This is a genomic window from Nonlabens sp., from assembly GCF_051251825.1.
In the GTDB taxonomy this organism is placed as follows: Bacteria; Bacteroidota; Bacteroidia; order Flavobacteriales; family Flavobacteriaceae; genus Nonlabens.
The window spans coordinates 42,386-56,665 of the sequence record NZ_JBPOGG010000005.1 but is presented as its reverse complement, the minus strand read 5'-3'; the positions used below and the strand labels follow the sequence as shown (position 1 = coordinate 56,665).

The 14,280-nt window shown below is 35.9% G+C and carries 16 protein-coding genes; 8 read left to right on the top strand and 8 right to left on the bottom strand.

The window, feature by feature from the left end; translation table 11 throughout:
* Window positions 1-3 precede the first annotated feature (3 nt).
* The 3 genes from ACSHWW_RS07890 (at window position 4) to ACSHWW_RS07880 (ending at window position 3,560) form a co-directional block, all read left to right on the top strand.
* Window positions 4-309, top strand: coding sequence for a hypothetical protein (locus tag ACSHWW_RS07890; RefSeq protein WP_435681894.1), 306 nt, complete (start codon window positions 4-6; stop codon window positions 307-309).
* 162 nt (window positions 310-471) lie between these two features.
* On the top strand, window positions 472-2,778 hold the full coding sequence (locus ACSHWW_RS07885) for an acyl-CoA dehydrogenase family protein (RefSeq protein ID WP_435681893.1): 2,307 nt from the start codon (window positions 472-474) through the stop codon (window positions 2,776-2,778).
* Between the two features lie 158 nt (window positions 2,779-2,936).
* Window positions 2,937-3,560 carry a MarC family protein gene (locus ACSHWW_RS07880; protein ID WP_435681892.1) on the top strand — a complete coding sequence of 208 codons (624 nt, stop codon included), beginning with the start codon at window positions 2,937-2,939 and terminating at the stop codon, window positions 3,558-3,560.
* Between the two features lie 29 nt (window positions 3,561-3,589).
* Here ACSHWW_RS07880 and ACSHWW_RS07875 read toward each other — a convergent pair whose 3' ends face one another.
* The 6 genes from ACSHWW_RS07875 to ACSHWW_RS07850 form a co-directional block, all read right to left on the bottom strand.
* Window positions 3,590-4,246 (bottom strand): SCO family protein, encoded by a 657-nt coding sequence (locus ACSHWW_RS07875; RefSeq protein ID WP_435681891.1) that lies wholly within the window; start codon window positions 4,244-4,246, stop codon window positions 3,590-3,592.
* Complete coding sequence (locus tag ACSHWW_RS07870; RefSeq protein WP_435681890.1) at window positions 4,233-4,685, bottom strand: toxin-antitoxin system YwqK family antitoxin; 453 nt, start codon at window positions 4,683-4,685, stop codon at window positions 4,233-4,235. The genes ACSHWW_RS07875 and ACSHWW_RS07870 overlap by 14 nt, the downstream gene beginning before the upstream one ends.
* Before the next feature lie 115 nt (window positions 4,686-4,800).
* Complete coding sequence (locus ACSHWW_RS07865; RefSeq protein ID WP_435681889.1) at window positions 4,801-5,655, bottom strand: YHYH protein; 855 nt, start codon at window positions 5,653-5,655, stop codon at window positions 4,801-4,803.
* A 94-nt stretch (window positions 5,656-5,749) separates the two neighbouring features.
* Window positions 5,750-6,199 (bottom strand): OsmC family protein, encoded by a 450-nt coding sequence (locus ACSHWW_RS07860; protein WP_435681888.1) that lies wholly within the window; start codon window positions 6,197-6,199, stop codon window positions 5,750-5,752.
* A 58-nt stretch (window positions 6,200-6,257) separates the two neighbouring features.
* A complete protein-coding gene (locus ACSHWW_RS07855; protein WP_435681887.1) occupies window positions 6,258-6,836 on the bottom strand; it encodes a phosphatase PAP2 family protein in 579 nt (192 codons plus the stop codon).
* Window positions 6,836-7,066: a hypothetical protein gene (locus ACSHWW_RS07850; RefSeq protein ID WP_435681886.1), complete on the bottom strand. Its 231-nt coding sequence runs from the start codon at window positions 7,064-7,066 to the stop codon at window positions 6,836-6,838. The genes ACSHWW_RS07855 and ACSHWW_RS07850 overlap by 1 nt, the downstream gene beginning before the upstream one ends.
* 137 nt (window positions 7,067-7,203) lie before the next feature.
* Here ACSHWW_RS07850 and lptB point away from each other — a divergent pair, with 137 nt between their 5' ends.
* From lptB to ACSHWW_RS07835, 3 genes are all read left to right on the top strand, one after another.
* Window positions 7,204-7,950 (top strand): LPS export ABC transporter ATP-binding protein, encoded by a 747-nt coding sequence (gene lptB / locus ACSHWW_RS07845; protein ID WP_435681885.1) that lies wholly within the window; start codon window positions 7,204-7,206, stop codon window positions 7,948-7,950.
* A gap of 124 nt (window positions 7,951-8,074) precedes the next feature.
* Complete coding sequence (locus tag ACSHWW_RS07840) at window positions 8,075-8,599, top strand: RNA polymerase sigma factor (protein WP_435681884.1); 525 nt, start codon at window positions 8,075-8,077, stop codon at window positions 8,597-8,599.
* Window positions 8,600-8,603: 4 nt separating this feature from the next.
* Entirely contained in the window at window positions 8,604-8,993 is a 390-nt protein-coding gene (locus ACSHWW_RS07835; protein WP_435681883.1) for a DUF6768 family protein, read from the top strand.
* A gap of 47 nt (window positions 8,994-9,040) precedes the next feature.
* Here ACSHWW_RS07835 and ACSHWW_RS07830 read toward each other — a convergent pair whose 3' ends face one another.
* Window positions 9,041-9,802: a CDP-alcohol phosphatidyltransferase family protein gene (locus ACSHWW_RS07830; protein ID WP_435681882.1), complete on the bottom strand. Its 762-nt coding sequence runs from the start codon at window positions 9,800-9,802 to the stop codon at window positions 9,041-9,043.
* Between the two features lie 108 nt (window positions 9,803-9,910).
* On the opposite strand from ACSHWW_RS07830, the gene ACSHWW_RS07825 reads away from it, so the two are divergent.
* Together ACSHWW_RS07825 and lnt are read left to right on the top strand one after the other, a co-directional pair.
* A complete protein-coding gene (locus tag ACSHWW_RS07825) occupies window positions 9,911-10,993 on the top strand; it encodes a PorV/PorQ family protein (RefSeq protein WP_435681881.1) in 1,083 nt (360 codons plus the stop codon).
* A gap of 54 nt (window positions 10,994-11,047) precedes the next feature.
* Complete coding sequence (gene lnt, locus ACSHWW_RS07820) at window positions 11,048-12,658, top strand: apolipoprotein N-acyltransferase (protein WP_435681880.1); 1,611 nt, start codon at window positions 11,048-11,050, stop codon at window positions 12,656-12,658.
* Window positions 12,659-12,886: 228 nt separating this feature from the next.
* Here lnt and ACSHWW_RS07815 read toward each other — a convergent pair whose 3' ends face one another.
* Window positions 12,887-14,278 (bottom strand): sugar transferase, encoded by a 1,392-nt coding sequence (locus ACSHWW_RS07815; protein WP_435681879.1) that lies wholly within the window; start codon window positions 14,276-14,278, stop codon window positions 12,887-12,889.
* Window positions 14,279-14,280 lie beyond the last annotated feature (2 nt).

The window sequence follows — 14,280 nt, the reverse complement described above, 5'->3', positions numbered from 1 at the left end:
TTTATGAAATTTCTTAAAATCGTTACTATCATCTTAATAGGATTTACACTATTCTTAACGTCTTGTAAAGATGCCGAAAATGCAAATCCTAAGGAAACTACAGCTCCCGTAAAACCTGCTAAAGTAACTCCAGCTAGTTTTCAAAATGCTATGAACCCAGCAGCACAGAATAATACGGAACCAGCACAAAATGCTGCCGGAATATGGCATTACACATGTGCCAGTGGTTGTGCAGGCGGAGCTGGAACTCCATCAAATTGTAAAACTTGCGGAAATGTTCTAGTTCATAATACCACATATCATCAATAATTAGATGATAGCTCTTTGAATTCAATTGATTAGAAATTTCTAAACAAAGACTGAATTAAAATATTTGCACGTTTATGGTTTTAACAAAAATTAATGCATTCTAGTAAGTAATTGCAAAGAATCTTACTATTTATTAAATAACTTGAACCCAATTTTAGTATTATGAACACTTCCATCAGCATTCAAGATTCCTTATTACCGTTCTTACCATTACTATACATCGCTTGGGCAGATGGCGTACTAGAAGAACATGAAATTGAATACATCAAGCAGCAAATTGAGGAGAATGATAAGATCAAGCTTGGAACAAAGAAAATGGTTTATACATGGTTAGATCCTAATAATCCACCAACGGCTAGAGAACTGGCCTATTGGAAAAATTACATTAAACAACATGCTGATGTTTTAAATACAACAGAGAAATTAGATATGTTTTCTCTTGGAATAGTATTGGCAAAAAAACCAGATAGTGAAGAATGGTCAAATAACGAAACAAAGCAGTCTGTATTAAACATAGAGAACTACTTAGGTATTGCGAGTCATGAGGCAATCCGATCAGTATATCAAATGAATCCAGTTTCATCAAAAGCAGAACCTGTTTCTATCAAACCCAATCATTCTTATGTAGAATCTCTTAAGGTACTAATGCAACATGGAAATGCAGATTTAAAAAAGAAAGTTCAAGAGATCTTAGATCCACATAAAGAAGCTATTGAAAGCTATGATGATGATTTAAAAACTCGTAAAGAAAAAGTATTCAAGTGGTGTAAAGAACTAGCAGATGCCGGCTTAGGTAATCTTGCTTACCCAAAGAAGTATGGCGGAGCTGATTCCATGGTTCAGTATGCGTCCATATTTGAAGAGATTTCTAAATACGATTTAAGCTTAACGATTAAATTTGGTGTTCATTTTGGCTTATTTGGTGGTAGTGTCGCATCACTTGGTACTGAATTCCACCATGATAAATATTTAAAAGACATAGGTACGATGGAGTTACCAGGCTGTTTTGCCATGACTGAAATGCATCATGGCAGTAATGTAAAAGCTTTACAAACCACCGCGATTTACCAGCCAGAAAGTAACACGTTTGTTATCAATACTCCATCGCAAAACGATAGAAAAACCTACATAGGCAATGCAGCTATGCATGCTCAAATGGCTACTGTATTTGCTCAATTGATTGTCAATGACGAGGAACATGGAATCCATGCATTTTTAGTTCCTATCAGAAATCAACAAGGCGCGACCATGCCTGGGATAACCATAGGAGATAATGGTCATAAAATGGGCTTGAATGGTGTGGATAATGGAACCTTGCATTTCGATTCCATCAGCATTCCTAAGGAAAATTTGCTCAACAAATATGGAGATGTTGATGAAGATGGACAGTACACTAGTCCTATAAGTAGTCCATCGAGAAGATTTTTTACCATGTTGGGAACATTAGTCGGTGGCCGACTTTGTGTTCCTATCTCTGGAAATACTGCTTCTAAAAAAGCCTTGAACATGGCAGTTTATTTTGCATTGGATCGTAAACAATTTGGTCCACCAGGAAAACCAGAGCAGTCGATAATGGATTATCCTACGCATCAAAAAAAGTTAATGCCTTTAATTGCCAATGCTTATGCGTATGATTTTGCTCATGATCATTTATTAAAAGAATACACTAGCAACTCAGATCATGATGCTCAACAAATCGAGGCACTTGCAGCTGGTTTAAAAGCATTGAGCACTTGGAATACTACGGCGACCATTCAAACCTGTAGAGAAGCTTGTGGTGGAAAAGGATATTTAAGTGAAATGTACTTTGACCTCTTAAAAGCTGACTCTGATATTTTCACAACATTTGAAGGTGATAATACGGTATTGTTGCAACTCACCGCAAAAAGCCGATTGACTTATTTCAAAAAACAGTTTGGAAAAATGGACTGGTGGGATACGTTGAAATACATTTCTAGTATTGCTTCAACAACTTTAAGCGAGTTAAATCCTTTAGTGACTAGAGACAGTTCTGAGGCCCATTTATTAGGTGATGAATTTCAGTTAGCTGCCTTTACATATCGAGAAGAATTTTCTTTACGAACGCTCGCAATGCGTTTGAGTAAGAAAATCAAAAATGGAATGGACAGTTATGATGCATTCCTGGATGTTCAAGTACATTTGATAGACATGGCAAGTGCTTACATAGATCGTATCGTTTTGGAACGATTTATTGCAACTATTGAAGAACAAGATGATGCTAGAGTTCAAGAAATACTGACTGCACTAAAAAATCTTTACGCACTAAATACGATACAAAAAAATAAAGGTTGGTATCTAGAACATGATTATTTATCGGGCTCTAAGTCACTAGCGATCAATAAACTTCTAAGCAAACTCTGTGCAACACTTAAAGATGAAAGCCAGCATTTAGTAGATGCCTTTGACATCCCAAAACACATGACGGAAAGTGCTTTGAAATTTTATTAATTCATAATTTTGATTTTAATTTAATGCTACTATTAAAATTATCACATAATCAGTAGATTTTAATTTATAACTATACATTTTGAGTACTTTTGCACGCTGAAAATTAGGAGGTACTATCATCATCCTAATATTTCTTTACCACGTAAGACTGTAGTCGAATGAATGATTTATTAACGTTTGCAATTAGTGTATTCACTGGCTTTTTTGCCATTATGAATCCTATATCTAATATGCCTATTTTTCTCACCTTAACTGAAGGTGCCGATAAAGAGACCAAACAACGTATTAACTTAAAAGCCGTCTTAGTAGCTTTTATAATTGTTACCACATTTGTTTTAGTTGGTAATTACATCTTTGATTTATTTGGGATTACTATACCAGCATTTAAAATAACTGGTGGAATTTTAATATTCTTTGTAGGATTTGAGATGTTGCAGTCTAAAAAATCTAATATTAAACGTCTTAAAACGGTGAATTATGATGAGAATATTGCTATCTCTCCTCTAGCGATACCTATTTTAGCAGGACCTGGAACTATTGTTACAGCCACTAACTTTGTAGCAAATACAACTTCCTATCTTAATATCGCAGTGATTATCGTTGTGTTTGCACTCATGTGTTTTTTGAATTACCTCGCATTTAGTATGAGTGAATTCATCGCAAAAAAAATAGGTGATAACGTGATTTCGGTAATTGGAAAATTAATGGGATTGATCATTGCTATTATAGGAACGAGCATGATTATTCAAGGATTGAAGTTAACCTTTGATGTATTGAATTAAGAAGATCGAACAATTTTAATACGCCTTAATTACTCAGCTTGCAAGGTCTTCACATCCGCAATTAATTGATCTATAGAGGCTTTATTCAAACCGTTGTAGATTCCACGGATATATTTGTTTTTATCTACTAGAATAAAGTTTTCAGTATGTAGAAAATCGTTAACGTCTTTTGCAGTGCCTAAATCTTCTTCAACAAAATATTGATTTCTACCTAAATCGTAAATCATTTCTTTATCACCGGTAACAAGATGCCATCTACTAGAATTTACGTTTTTACGCGTTGCATATTCTTTTAAGACTGCAGGAGTATCATAATCTGGAGTTACGGAATGTGAGAGTAATAAAATTTCATCATCATTAATAAATTCCTCTTGTAGTCGATTCATATTTTTAGTCATCGCTGGGCAAATTCCAGGACAAACCGTAAAAAAGAAATCCGTTACATAGATTTTATCTTTAAATGTATCTTGAGTAATAGAATCACCGTTTTGATTTACAAAATTGAAATCTGGGATGCTATGAAATTCTTTTAATGAGTCACTATCTCTTGATAACCAGTGCGGTGTAAATGTAGCTTCCTTATAATAAGGTAATGCCTCTACTCTACTTTCCCCTTCTTTAACCACAGCTGGAGTTTCTTCCTTAGATCCACAACTTGTAATTAAAATAATACTACAAAGTATCACTAACGACTTCTTGATTCTCAAGAGAGAAACAAAGCGTTGCTTTTTTAAGGCCAAAAATTCTTCCATTTTTTGCTTCATAGTTATTATAAAGTTTACCGTTTTGTCTATACGATTTTTGCATTCCTTGCTCTAATCCATCAACTAATTGAATTTCCTTAAAAATAGATCCATTTGTGTACCATTGAAACTGCTTTCCTTGGGCTACACCGTTGACATAATTATTCTCGGAGCGTTTATTCCCATTACTCCACCACGAAATTGTTTTCCCTTGTTGCAGACCAGTTTCATAATTAGATTCAAAACTCATTATCCCATTAGGAAACCACTTTTGATACAAACCATGTCTTAATCCGTTGAGATATGAAATCTTTTCAGAAGCAATGCCGTCAGGATAATGCTGTGTTGCATAACCTGTAAAGGGCCCATTGTGATAATACATGAGCCCTTCATTAGGTCTTAATTCTAAAAAAGATTTTTCAACTTCTACAAGTTCGGTTATAGGACCAACTTGGTCTTCCTTTTTACAACCTACTATGAGAAGTAAGAGTATAAAACTACTGTATGTTATTAGGCGTGCCTTGATAATTTCCAGGGAATATAATGTAGTATTGATTTAAATAAACCGTATTCTGAATATGGTAATGATACTCAGCAGTAGTAGTATGTTGTGTTGTTGAAGTATGTCCACCAGAAGCGTCTAAATCTGTTGGATAAGTACCTGTAGAAGCACATTTTCTACCGTAGATAAAGAATCCATCGCTTATAATTCCTATAAGAGCGTTATCATCATCTGACCAAGCTTTAGGCTCTAAATGGTAGTGATAACTCTGTGGTCCCGTATGTGCTGCAGTATAATCTAATGATCCTACTGCATTATCAAGAGGAATGTTAGGACCTTCTTCATCATTATAAATAACTGAACCACTTACTGCAATTCCTATCGCTCCTAAACCAGTTGCAGAGGATGTACTAGCTACCGTCGGACTAGCTGGAACTGTTAAAGAATAAGAACCATTAAAATCATCTATGTTTCCTGGAGCCATTTGAGCATAACTAGTAACGGTAGGAGCTACAAAAAGTGGATGATCAGAACTAGCTGCAGGTGTAGTTAAAGTATTTCCCATAGGATCAACAGCACTTCGTGCAGTTGTGTTAGACCAGTATGGAGATGTATGGTTAGGTAAACCATTAGTCTCAATATTTACCGAAGATGTACCGCTCATCATAATCGTTACATTGTTAGCATCAAAATCTGCAAAAGCTGCGTGCAATTCTGTAGATCCACTACCACCGCCATCATCAGTGCCACCATTATCGTCTTCACTAGACGTACAAGAATAAATTCCAGCAATAGATAAAGCCGCGATGCCTATATAGGTAAGAATTGATTTGTTTGTTAAAATATTCATAGTTTCAAGATTGTACAACTTTGCAGTTGTTATTAGTTAATTATGAATCTATGACTCTGCATTTACTCAATGGTTTAATTCACTCTTAAAAAAACTATATGAAATTTATAACTGACTGAATATCAATATCAAATTTTACAGAGTTTGCTATAAAACAAAGTTTGTGCGCTTGTTCATGCAAACTCATCGCTAGTAATTCTTGTGAAGGATCCTTCAAGGTTACTACAGGATTCAAAACTACTTTACTAAAACCACCACTCATATCTGAGCGCAATTCCAGCGTTCCTATGGCACAGTCCTTATATTCTATGATCTTAACACCATGTTGCTGGCATACATAGAAATAAGACATCATGTGACAAGATGATAACGCACTCAATAGTAAATCTTCTGGATTATAAGCTGTGGCTTCTCCCTTAAATTCTCGTGCGGCTGAGACGATTATTTCTTGTTTCCCATCAATAATGGAAACATGAGTTTTTGGGTTTTCAAACTGCCCTTGCTGCCATTGAGTTTGCACTTCAAAACGGAATTCTTTTTTCATATCTAGAAAATCTCTTGAGCTGTAAATAGCAACGTCCTGTTATTGAATAGCATTAAGTTTATGGAACTACGCTTTCGCGAAAGCGTAAAACTAAAAATCCATATAGCTTAAAACATAACCAGCCTATAATAGTTCCCATAAACATACCCATCAACACGTCTCCAGGATAATGAACGCCCAAATAGACACGACTATATGCGACTAAAATGGCCCATACAAATAGTAGAATAGCTACAGTTTTATGAGATTTCTTCAATAAATGCCACAGGAACACAGCGAGCGCCATGGCATTACTAGCATGACCACTGTAAAACCCATAAGTTCCACCACTTTTACCGACTTTGGAAATTAAACCTTCTAAACCAGGCTCACGGAATGGACGTAATCGCTGGACGAGTGTGTTTTTAAAAAGCATAGCAATCTGGTCGCTAGCAGCAACTAAAACTACTATGGTTAACAGTGCTATGATTAATTCACGTCGTGATAATTTCTTATACAGGAGATAAAGTAAGTAAGCATAAAGCGGAATCGCATAATATTTATAGGTAATAATATTAAAGATTAAGTCAACCGTATCATTTCCCCAATCATTGAGGAAAAGCATAATGTCCCAGTCCAGTTGCTTAATATCTTCCATTATTCTTTATCGTAGATAGCACATTGCTCATCATAGAATCGGCTGGCTTCTTCTACGAGGTTTTTAGTTTCTTCTTCAAGTTCTTCAGCATCTTTTTTCTCGATATCTTCAAGAAACTCTAGCGTGTCATCTTTAAGATTAATCACAAATCGTGGATAATCGAGGTGTACTACAAAAATATCTTCGGGATGATGAGCGTTATCGCCCATGAGGAATCTTGGGAAAGCCATTTGACAAATTATGATTTATGAGTTCAGAGTTTACATAGATATGAACCTATTTAGTTACTTCGCTCAATATTTCTGTTTTAATTATAGTGCAATCTAAGAAATTCTAAATTCAGAATTATAAAAAGTATCTTTGTTTTATGCAACAACTAAGAGCAGATAATTTACAGAAGTCCTATAAAGGCAGACCGGTAGTAAAAGGAGTATCTTTTGAAGTTAACCAAGGCGAGATTGTAGGCTTGCTAGGACCTAATGGTGCTGGTAAAACGACCTCATTCTACATGACCGTAGGACTGGTAAAACCTACTGGTGGTGATGTGTGGCTGGATGATAAAAAAATCACTCAGTATCCTATGTATAAACGTGCTCAAAACGGTATAGGTTACCTAGCACAAGAAGCTTCTATTTTTAGAAAACTAACGGTTGAGGAAAATATCTTAGGTGTGTTGCAGCTTACTGATCTTTCTAAACAAGAACAAAAAGAGCGCTGCGAGAAACTGCTGGAAGAATTCAGCTTGCAAGATCGTCGCAACCGTAATGGTGATTTATTAAGTGGTGGAGAACGCCGCCGTACTGAGATTGCTCGCGCACTCGCCACAGATCCTACTTTTATATTACTCGATGAACCATTTGCAGGAGTAGATCCTGTAGCGGTTGAGGATATTCAACGTATCGTTGCGCAACTGACTAAAAAGAACATAGGTATTCTTATTACAGACCATAATGTTCAAGAAACGCTTGCCATAACAGATCGTACTTATTTAATGTTTGAAGGGAATATTCTCAAACACGGTAGTCCAGAAGAACTTGCTGAGGATGAAGTAGTACGTCGTGTGTACTTGGGTCAGAACTTTGAACTACGTAAAAAGAAGTTGTTTGTGGATTAATTCATTCTTGAAATTAACTTTTTACTATCATTTATTTTCAAATTCTTTTTAAATAAATGAACCTTTTTACAATTTGTCCGTCTTTAGTATGTAGTCTATCTTGATAGATGATTAAAAACTAAATGTGACTGACTCCACCATAATAGAGAAATATCTAAACGGCGATAAAAAGGTTTTACCACTGCTGGTAAAAAGATGGCATCAAACCTTTTGTGAAAAAGCATACTGGATCGTAAAGGATCCTGATGTTGCTAAAGATATAGCTCAAGAAAGTTGGGTGGTCATCATCAATAAATTACATACACTTCAACAACCTAGTAAATTCAAATATTGGGCTTTAAAAATTGTGTATTCTAAATCTATAGATCTTCTACATAGAACCAATCTAGAAAAACAGAAATCTTTAGAATGGGCTACAGCCTCTGAAAAATCTTCAGACAATGTAGATGATGAATTGCCAGAACATAAACAGAGGTTATTACAAGCTATTTATCAACTATCTATAGAAAAACAGCATGTGATACGCCTTTTCTATTTAGAGCAACACAGTGTAAAAGAAATAGGCGAAATTCTAGAAATATCAACTGGAACAGTAAAGTCTAGATTATTCAACGCACGAGAAGAATTAAAACAAATCATTAAAAAATAATATTATGAAGACTAAAATGGAAGACATAGATCAACTTATTAAAGAAACTTTAAATGAGGAAGAAGCTAAATTTTATGATGGATTAGAGGAACAGAATCTCTTCGGAATGATCAAAGGATTATATAAAGGTAAAAACAGCTGGCTCGTTCTAGCAATGAATATCTTTAATGCTCTTGTTTTTGGAGTTCTTATTTACTGTATCATTCAAACTTTTGATGAAGAAAATACAAACAATCTAATTATTTACTTAGGAATTATATTAATTGCATTCATCACCATGAGCGTTATTAAAATCCACATGTGGATGCACATGCATAGAAACGTAGTCACCCGAGAAATAAAAAGACTAGAACTTCAGGTATCATCTCTGGCTAGCAAATTAGCAGAGAAATAAATTAACTTATACGGGCAGACTTATGTCTGCCCTTACAAAACAAAAGACTAAGTAACTTTAGACTTATTCATCACATTATTGAACACGCTCATCAACACATAAAGAACAATAATACAAGGAACCGCATAGATTTTAAGAGTTATAATCATAACAACACACAGGACTATAAAAATCCATCGGATCTCATTTGTCTTCCAGCCAAAGCTCTTAAACTTTAAGGCAAATAAAGGCAATTCAGCATTTAATAAATAACAACTTAAAAGTGTTATACCTATTAAGATGTACGGATTACTCAATATACTAAATATCAAATCGTTATGAGTAATCTGCGCAATAATTCCCAGAGAAATGATTAAAATAGCATTTGCTGGAGTAGGAACTCCTATAAAGGAATCGGTTTGTCTAGTATCTATGTTAAACTTAGCAAGTCTGTAGGCGCTTGCAGCGGTGATTAAAAAGCCTAAAAAGGTAATTTCCTTGAATAAACTGGTAGCACTACTCCAGCCCAGATCAGCATCTACGGTAAAGAAATTTGAGGAATGACCAGTAGCATCTGCCAGGAGCTGGCACATAACTATACCTGGCACTACTCCACTGGTAACCATGTCTGCTAGTGAATCGAGCTGTTTCCCTAGTTCGCCACTTACATTGAGTAAACGAGCGGCCAGTCCATCAAAGAAATCAAATAGTATTCCTAGCGCTACAAATATTCCTGCCAGAATCAATTCATCTTTAAAAGCATAAACTACAGCGATGCAACCACTTAGCAGGTTAAGCATCGTTATTAAATTAGGAATCCATTTCTTCATGATACAAATATGCAGATTTCTACGCTACTTGTTGGAATTCCTATGCAATATCCTGCGCATTTGCTAGTTATTTAGTGAGAAACCTAGATATTTGCAGCTCTATTGCTTATGATCAGAAAAGTGCATTTTATTATTGTGTTGTGTTGTGTTCTCGCTTTCGCGAAAGCGTATTCACAAACCTCCAGAGCCTACTCTAACGAATTCCTTAACATAGGAGTCGATGCCGCAGCACTAGGAATGAGCAACGCCGTGGTCGCAAGCACTAACGATGTAAACGCTGGATACTGGAATCCTGCTGGGCTCATGAGAGTTAAGGAACGAGAAATAAGTGTGATGCATGCCAATTATTTTGCAAACATCGCACAGTATAATTATGGTGCGTTTGCGATGCCTATAGATGATTTTAGTGCTTTTGGATTTTCAGTTATCCGTTTTTCAGTAGATGATATTTTAAACACCACGCAACTCATCGATCAACAAGGAAATATTAATTACGATCGTATTTCTACTTTCTCAACCGCTGACTGGGCCTTTACACTTTCTTATGCTCGCGAAGCGCAACTGGACGGATTCACGTATGGAGCAAACGTAAAAGTGATTAGACGTGTTATAGGAGAATTTGCAAATTCATGGGGTTTTGGGTTTGATGTAGGAGCGCAATTAAAACGTGGAGATTGGGAAATAGGAATTATGGCGAGAGATATTACAACCACCTATAACACCTGGACTATCGATGAAGATAAATATGCCGAAGTTCAAGGAGCCGTGGCTAATCAAAATCAAGACCTACCAGAAACTACCGAAATTACATTGCCCAAATTACAGCTAGGTCTCGCACGCACATTTACATTTCATTACGACCACGTTCTTACTGCCGAGGTTGATTTGAACATGCGTTTTATACAAACCAATGATATCATATCTAGTAGTTCTGTGAGTGCCACTCCAGCCTTAGGGTTGCAATATGGATTTACAGATCTGGTATTTGTAAGAGCTGGAATGGGAAATTTTCAAAATGTGCAACAACTCGACGGTAGTGATAACGTAAATTTCCAACCCAATATAGGTATAGGATTTAAGTACAAAGGAATCGCCGTAGATTATGCACTCACTGATATAGGAGATTCTAGCGAAGCACTTTACTCAAATATTTTTTCCATTAAAGTAGACCTTTCTACATTTTCAAGATAACCATGAAGTTTCATAATCAAATCAAGATTAATACCTTAGCATCTTAGATTTCTTATGAAGTATAGCAACATTCTTTTAGCAATAATATCAGGTATTTTACTGTGGTTAGGATGGCCTACTTATGGTTTGCCTTTACTATTATTTGGAGCTTTTGTCCCACTACTTTTTGCCGAAAAGAAATTACGTGACTCTACTATAAGGAACAAAGGATGGCGCGTTTTAGGGCATGCTTATTTGACCTTTTTCATATGGAATCTTGCGACTACTGGTTGGCTGTATTATTCTACAGCATTTGGGATGTGGTTTGCCGTTCTAGTGAATAGTTTATTAATGGCTCTGGTATTTCTATGCTATCACAGGTTTGCTCGCAAAGTTTCTCAAGGCGCAGCGTTTACTTTTCTTGTTTGTTTATGGATCAGCTTTGAATACTTACACTTGCACTGGGATTTCTCTTGGCCATGGCTTAATCTAGGTAATGGATTTAGTGAATATACGAGTTGGATTCAATGGTATGAATACACGGGAACCTTTGGCGGTGCGCTGTGGATTTGGATATTAAATATTGTTATTTTTTATGCGGTTTCTAGCTTACGCGAAAAAGGTTTCACCATAAAAACAGTGCTCATAAAAGCGATTCTTCCAGTAATTATCATACTAGTTCCCATATTAGTTTCATTAGTAATTGAAGCGACCTATTTCGAGCTGTACAAAGGCGGCGGCACTGAAGTTGTCATCGTGCAACCTAACATAGATCCTTACGAGGAAAAATACACCACGACTAATGACAAAGTAGTTGAACTCATTACAGAGTTAGCACTGCCAGAACTTACTCAAAACACACAATTTGTTATCACACCAGAAACAGTGATTGCAGATAATTTGAGGCTGAGTCAGGTAGGTTATCATCCTACTTTAAGAACGCTGCGAAGTAATTTTGCGGCTTATCCTAATGTGAGTTATCTAGGTGGAATATCATTACTTGATGTATTTAAAAATAAGGAAAGAGCAACTATTCAAACCAATCTTGCAAAAGATGGAGTGACTTATTATAATGATTTTAATAGCGCTATGTTTTTTAATCAGCGTGGTTCTATAGAGCTGTATCATAAATCAAAACTGGTCGTGGGAATTGAAAACTTCCCATATAAAGGAATTCTAGAACCTATTTTAGGAGACGCGATGATTGATTTAGGTGGAACAAATGCCACCAAAACTACACAAGAAGAACGCAGCGTGTTCACCTCATCAAATGGAACACGAGTTGCACCTATCATTTGCTATGAATCTGTTTATGGAGAATATGTTACTGATTACGTTAAAAACGGTGCGGACTTTCTAACCATAATTACTAATGACGCCTGGTGGGGAAATACACAAGGTCACAAACAGCATTTAAGTCTCGCTCGATTGCGTGCCATTGAAAATAGAAGATGGATTACTAGAAGTGCTAACACTGGAATAAGCGCCATCATCAATCATCAAGGCGACATTGTTCAGTCACTTGGATATGAAAAGCAAGGCATCATTAAAGGTATGGTGAGAAAGCGTAGTGACATAACCTTCTATACACTGCATGGGAATTATATCGCTCGTATCGCTATGTTTATGGGTGTTTTTACGTTTTTATTTGGGTTTGCAAGACGCAGGAAGAAACGTTCTCTTTAATTAGTCTTTAGTTTTTTAGTCCTCAGTCTTCAGTCTTTAATTAGTGGATAATCGAAAAATTTCTACTAAAAGTCTCACCTCAGTCCTCTCCAGTGAGGCCGAAGTTAAATTAATTGAATATCTATTAGCGGTTTTGAGGTTCTTCTATTTATTTAGATTAAAATTCTAGTTCAGTTTCGAGTTCAGTTTCAGACTGCCTACTGCCGACTCAAAGACTGCCTACTGAGTCTATTGTCCTTTAAAGAAGATAATCGTACTCAATGTTTTCACTACAATTCTCAGATCCAGGAATACACTACGGTGTTTGATATAATACAAATCGTATTGAAGTTTTCTCAAACTATCAGCTTCTGTCTCGCCGTATTTAGTTTTTACTTGTGCCCAACCAGTAAGTCCAGGTTTTACAACGTGACGAGTTTCATAAAAAGGGATTTTCTTAGATAGTTCTTTTACAAAAATAGGTCGTTCTGGTCGCGGTCCGATAATACTCATTTCGCCTTTTAAAATATTGTAAAATTGGGGAAATTCATCAAGCCTCGTTTTTCTTAAGAACTTACCAAAAGGTGTAATTCTACTATCGTTTTTTGAAGCAAACTGCGCTCCATAAGCCTCTGCATTCTTAACCATCGTACGGAACTTATAAATCTGAAAGTGCTTGCGATTTTTCCCTACTCGTCGTTGCTTATAAAAAAGTGAACCTCGATTCCCAATAAGGTTTCCTAGAAAAATAAATGGTACTATAATAATTCCAATAAGAATCCCCAGAACGGAAAACAGAATATCAAAACAGCGATGATATACCATGTACAACTTATTATTATTATTACGCGCAAATGGGAAGTATTTATAAAAATCCTTACCTACATATTGTACAGGAACACGATTTGTAATCTCTTCATAAATCTGAGTGTACTCTCTTACTGAAAATCCATTCTCAACAAGCTCAATAAGCCAGTCGTAAAGTTCCGGTGTTATACCTTCTACATGAGAAGATGCGATTACTATTTCGCTCACTTCCTGACCTTCAAGTCGGTCTTTTGCCTCTTGAATGGTTAAAACATTTATACGATCATCGTGACCTATTTGTAATTCTATATCGGTGTTAATATATCCTGCAATTTTATAATTAGGATCTGCTTCTTGCAATGTATTAGCCACCTGAGCGGCGTCAGTAGCATCGGCAATGATTAAGATGTTTTTGTAAAATCTTGAACTGGAAAATAACTTCAAATAAATCGCTCGCCATATTAGTAATGACAGCGTGATTGCAAGATAGAAATAGAGAATTTGCAATCTATTCTCGGGTAGTGATGGCGTGAAAAATGGTGTTAACAAATAAAATAGCGAGGTTAACGAACTCGTGAAGACTACACCTCTCAAGGTTGCTGTTACACGACTGGCTCGTTGTAAATGATACAGTTCAAAAACGGTCGCAAAAAACAAAAGATAACTACCTAAAACAATAATCCATGACCAATGCTCTTCATTAATTTTAAAATAATCAAAATCAAAAACAACTCCTACTAAATGTAAAGCACCTAGAACTATAGCTACATCAATAATGCGCAATAAAATCTTGCGCTCTGATATTTCAAAGTGTATGGAACCTGGTTGGGACATGA

Excerpts from the sequence above, each read along its gene's own strand:
- ACSHWW_RS07815 (WP_435681879.1), bottom strand. The coding sequence starts at position 14,278 with ATGTCCCAACCAGGTTCCATACACTTTGAAATATCAGAGCGCAAGATT.
- lptB (WP_435681885.1), top strand. The coding sequence starts at position 7,204 with ATGCAACAACTAAGAGCAGATAATTTACAGAAGTCCTATAAAGGCAGA.
- ACSHWW_RS07850 (WP_435681886.1), bottom strand. The coding sequence starts at position 7,066 with ATGGCTTTCCCAAGATTCCTCATGGGCGATAACGCTCATCATCCCGAA.
- lnt (WP_435681880.1), top strand. The coding sequence starts at position 11,048 with ATGAAGTATAGCAACATTCTTTTAGCAATAATATCAGGTATTTTACTG.
- ACSHWW_RS07865 (WP_435681889.1), bottom strand. The coding sequence starts at position 5,655 with ATGAATATTTTAACAAACAAATCAATTCTTACCTATATAGGCATCGCG.
- ACSHWW_RS07835 (WP_435681883.1), top strand. The coding sequence starts at position 8,604 with ATGAAGACTAAAATGGAAGACATAGATCAACTTATTAAAGAAACTTTA.
- ACSHWW_RS07885 (WP_435681893.1), top strand. The coding sequence starts at position 472 with ATGAACACTTCCATCAGCATTCAAGATTCCTTATTACCGTTCTTACCA.
- ACSHWW_RS07855 (WP_435681887.1), bottom strand. The coding sequence starts at position 6,836 with ATGGAAGATATTAAGCAACTGGACTGGGACATTATGCTTTTCCTCAAT.
- ACSHWW_RS07890 (WP_435681894.1), top strand. The coding sequence starts at position 4 with ATGAAATTTCTTAAAATCGTTACTATCATCTTAATAGGATTTACACTA.
- ACSHWW_RS07880 (WP_435681892.1), top strand. The coding sequence starts at position 2,937 with ATGAATGATTTATTAACGTTTGCAATTAGTGTATTCACTGGCTTTTTT.
- ACSHWW_RS07830 (WP_435681882.1), bottom strand. The coding sequence starts at position 9,802 with ATGAAGAAATGGATTCCTAATTTAATAACGATGCTTAACCTGCTAAGT.
- ACSHWW_RS07870 (WP_435681890.1), bottom strand. The coding sequence starts at position 4,685 with ATGTATTATCACAATGGGCCCTTTACAGGTTATGCAACACAGCATTAT.
- ACSHWW_RS07825 (WP_435681881.1), top strand. The coding sequence starts at position 9,911 with ATGATCAGAAAAGTGCATTTTATTATTGTGTTGTGTTGTGTTCTCGCT.
- ACSHWW_RS07860 (WP_435681888.1), bottom strand. The coding sequence starts at position 6,199 with ATGAAAAAAGAATTCCGTTTTGAAGTGCAAACTCAATGGCAGCAAGGG.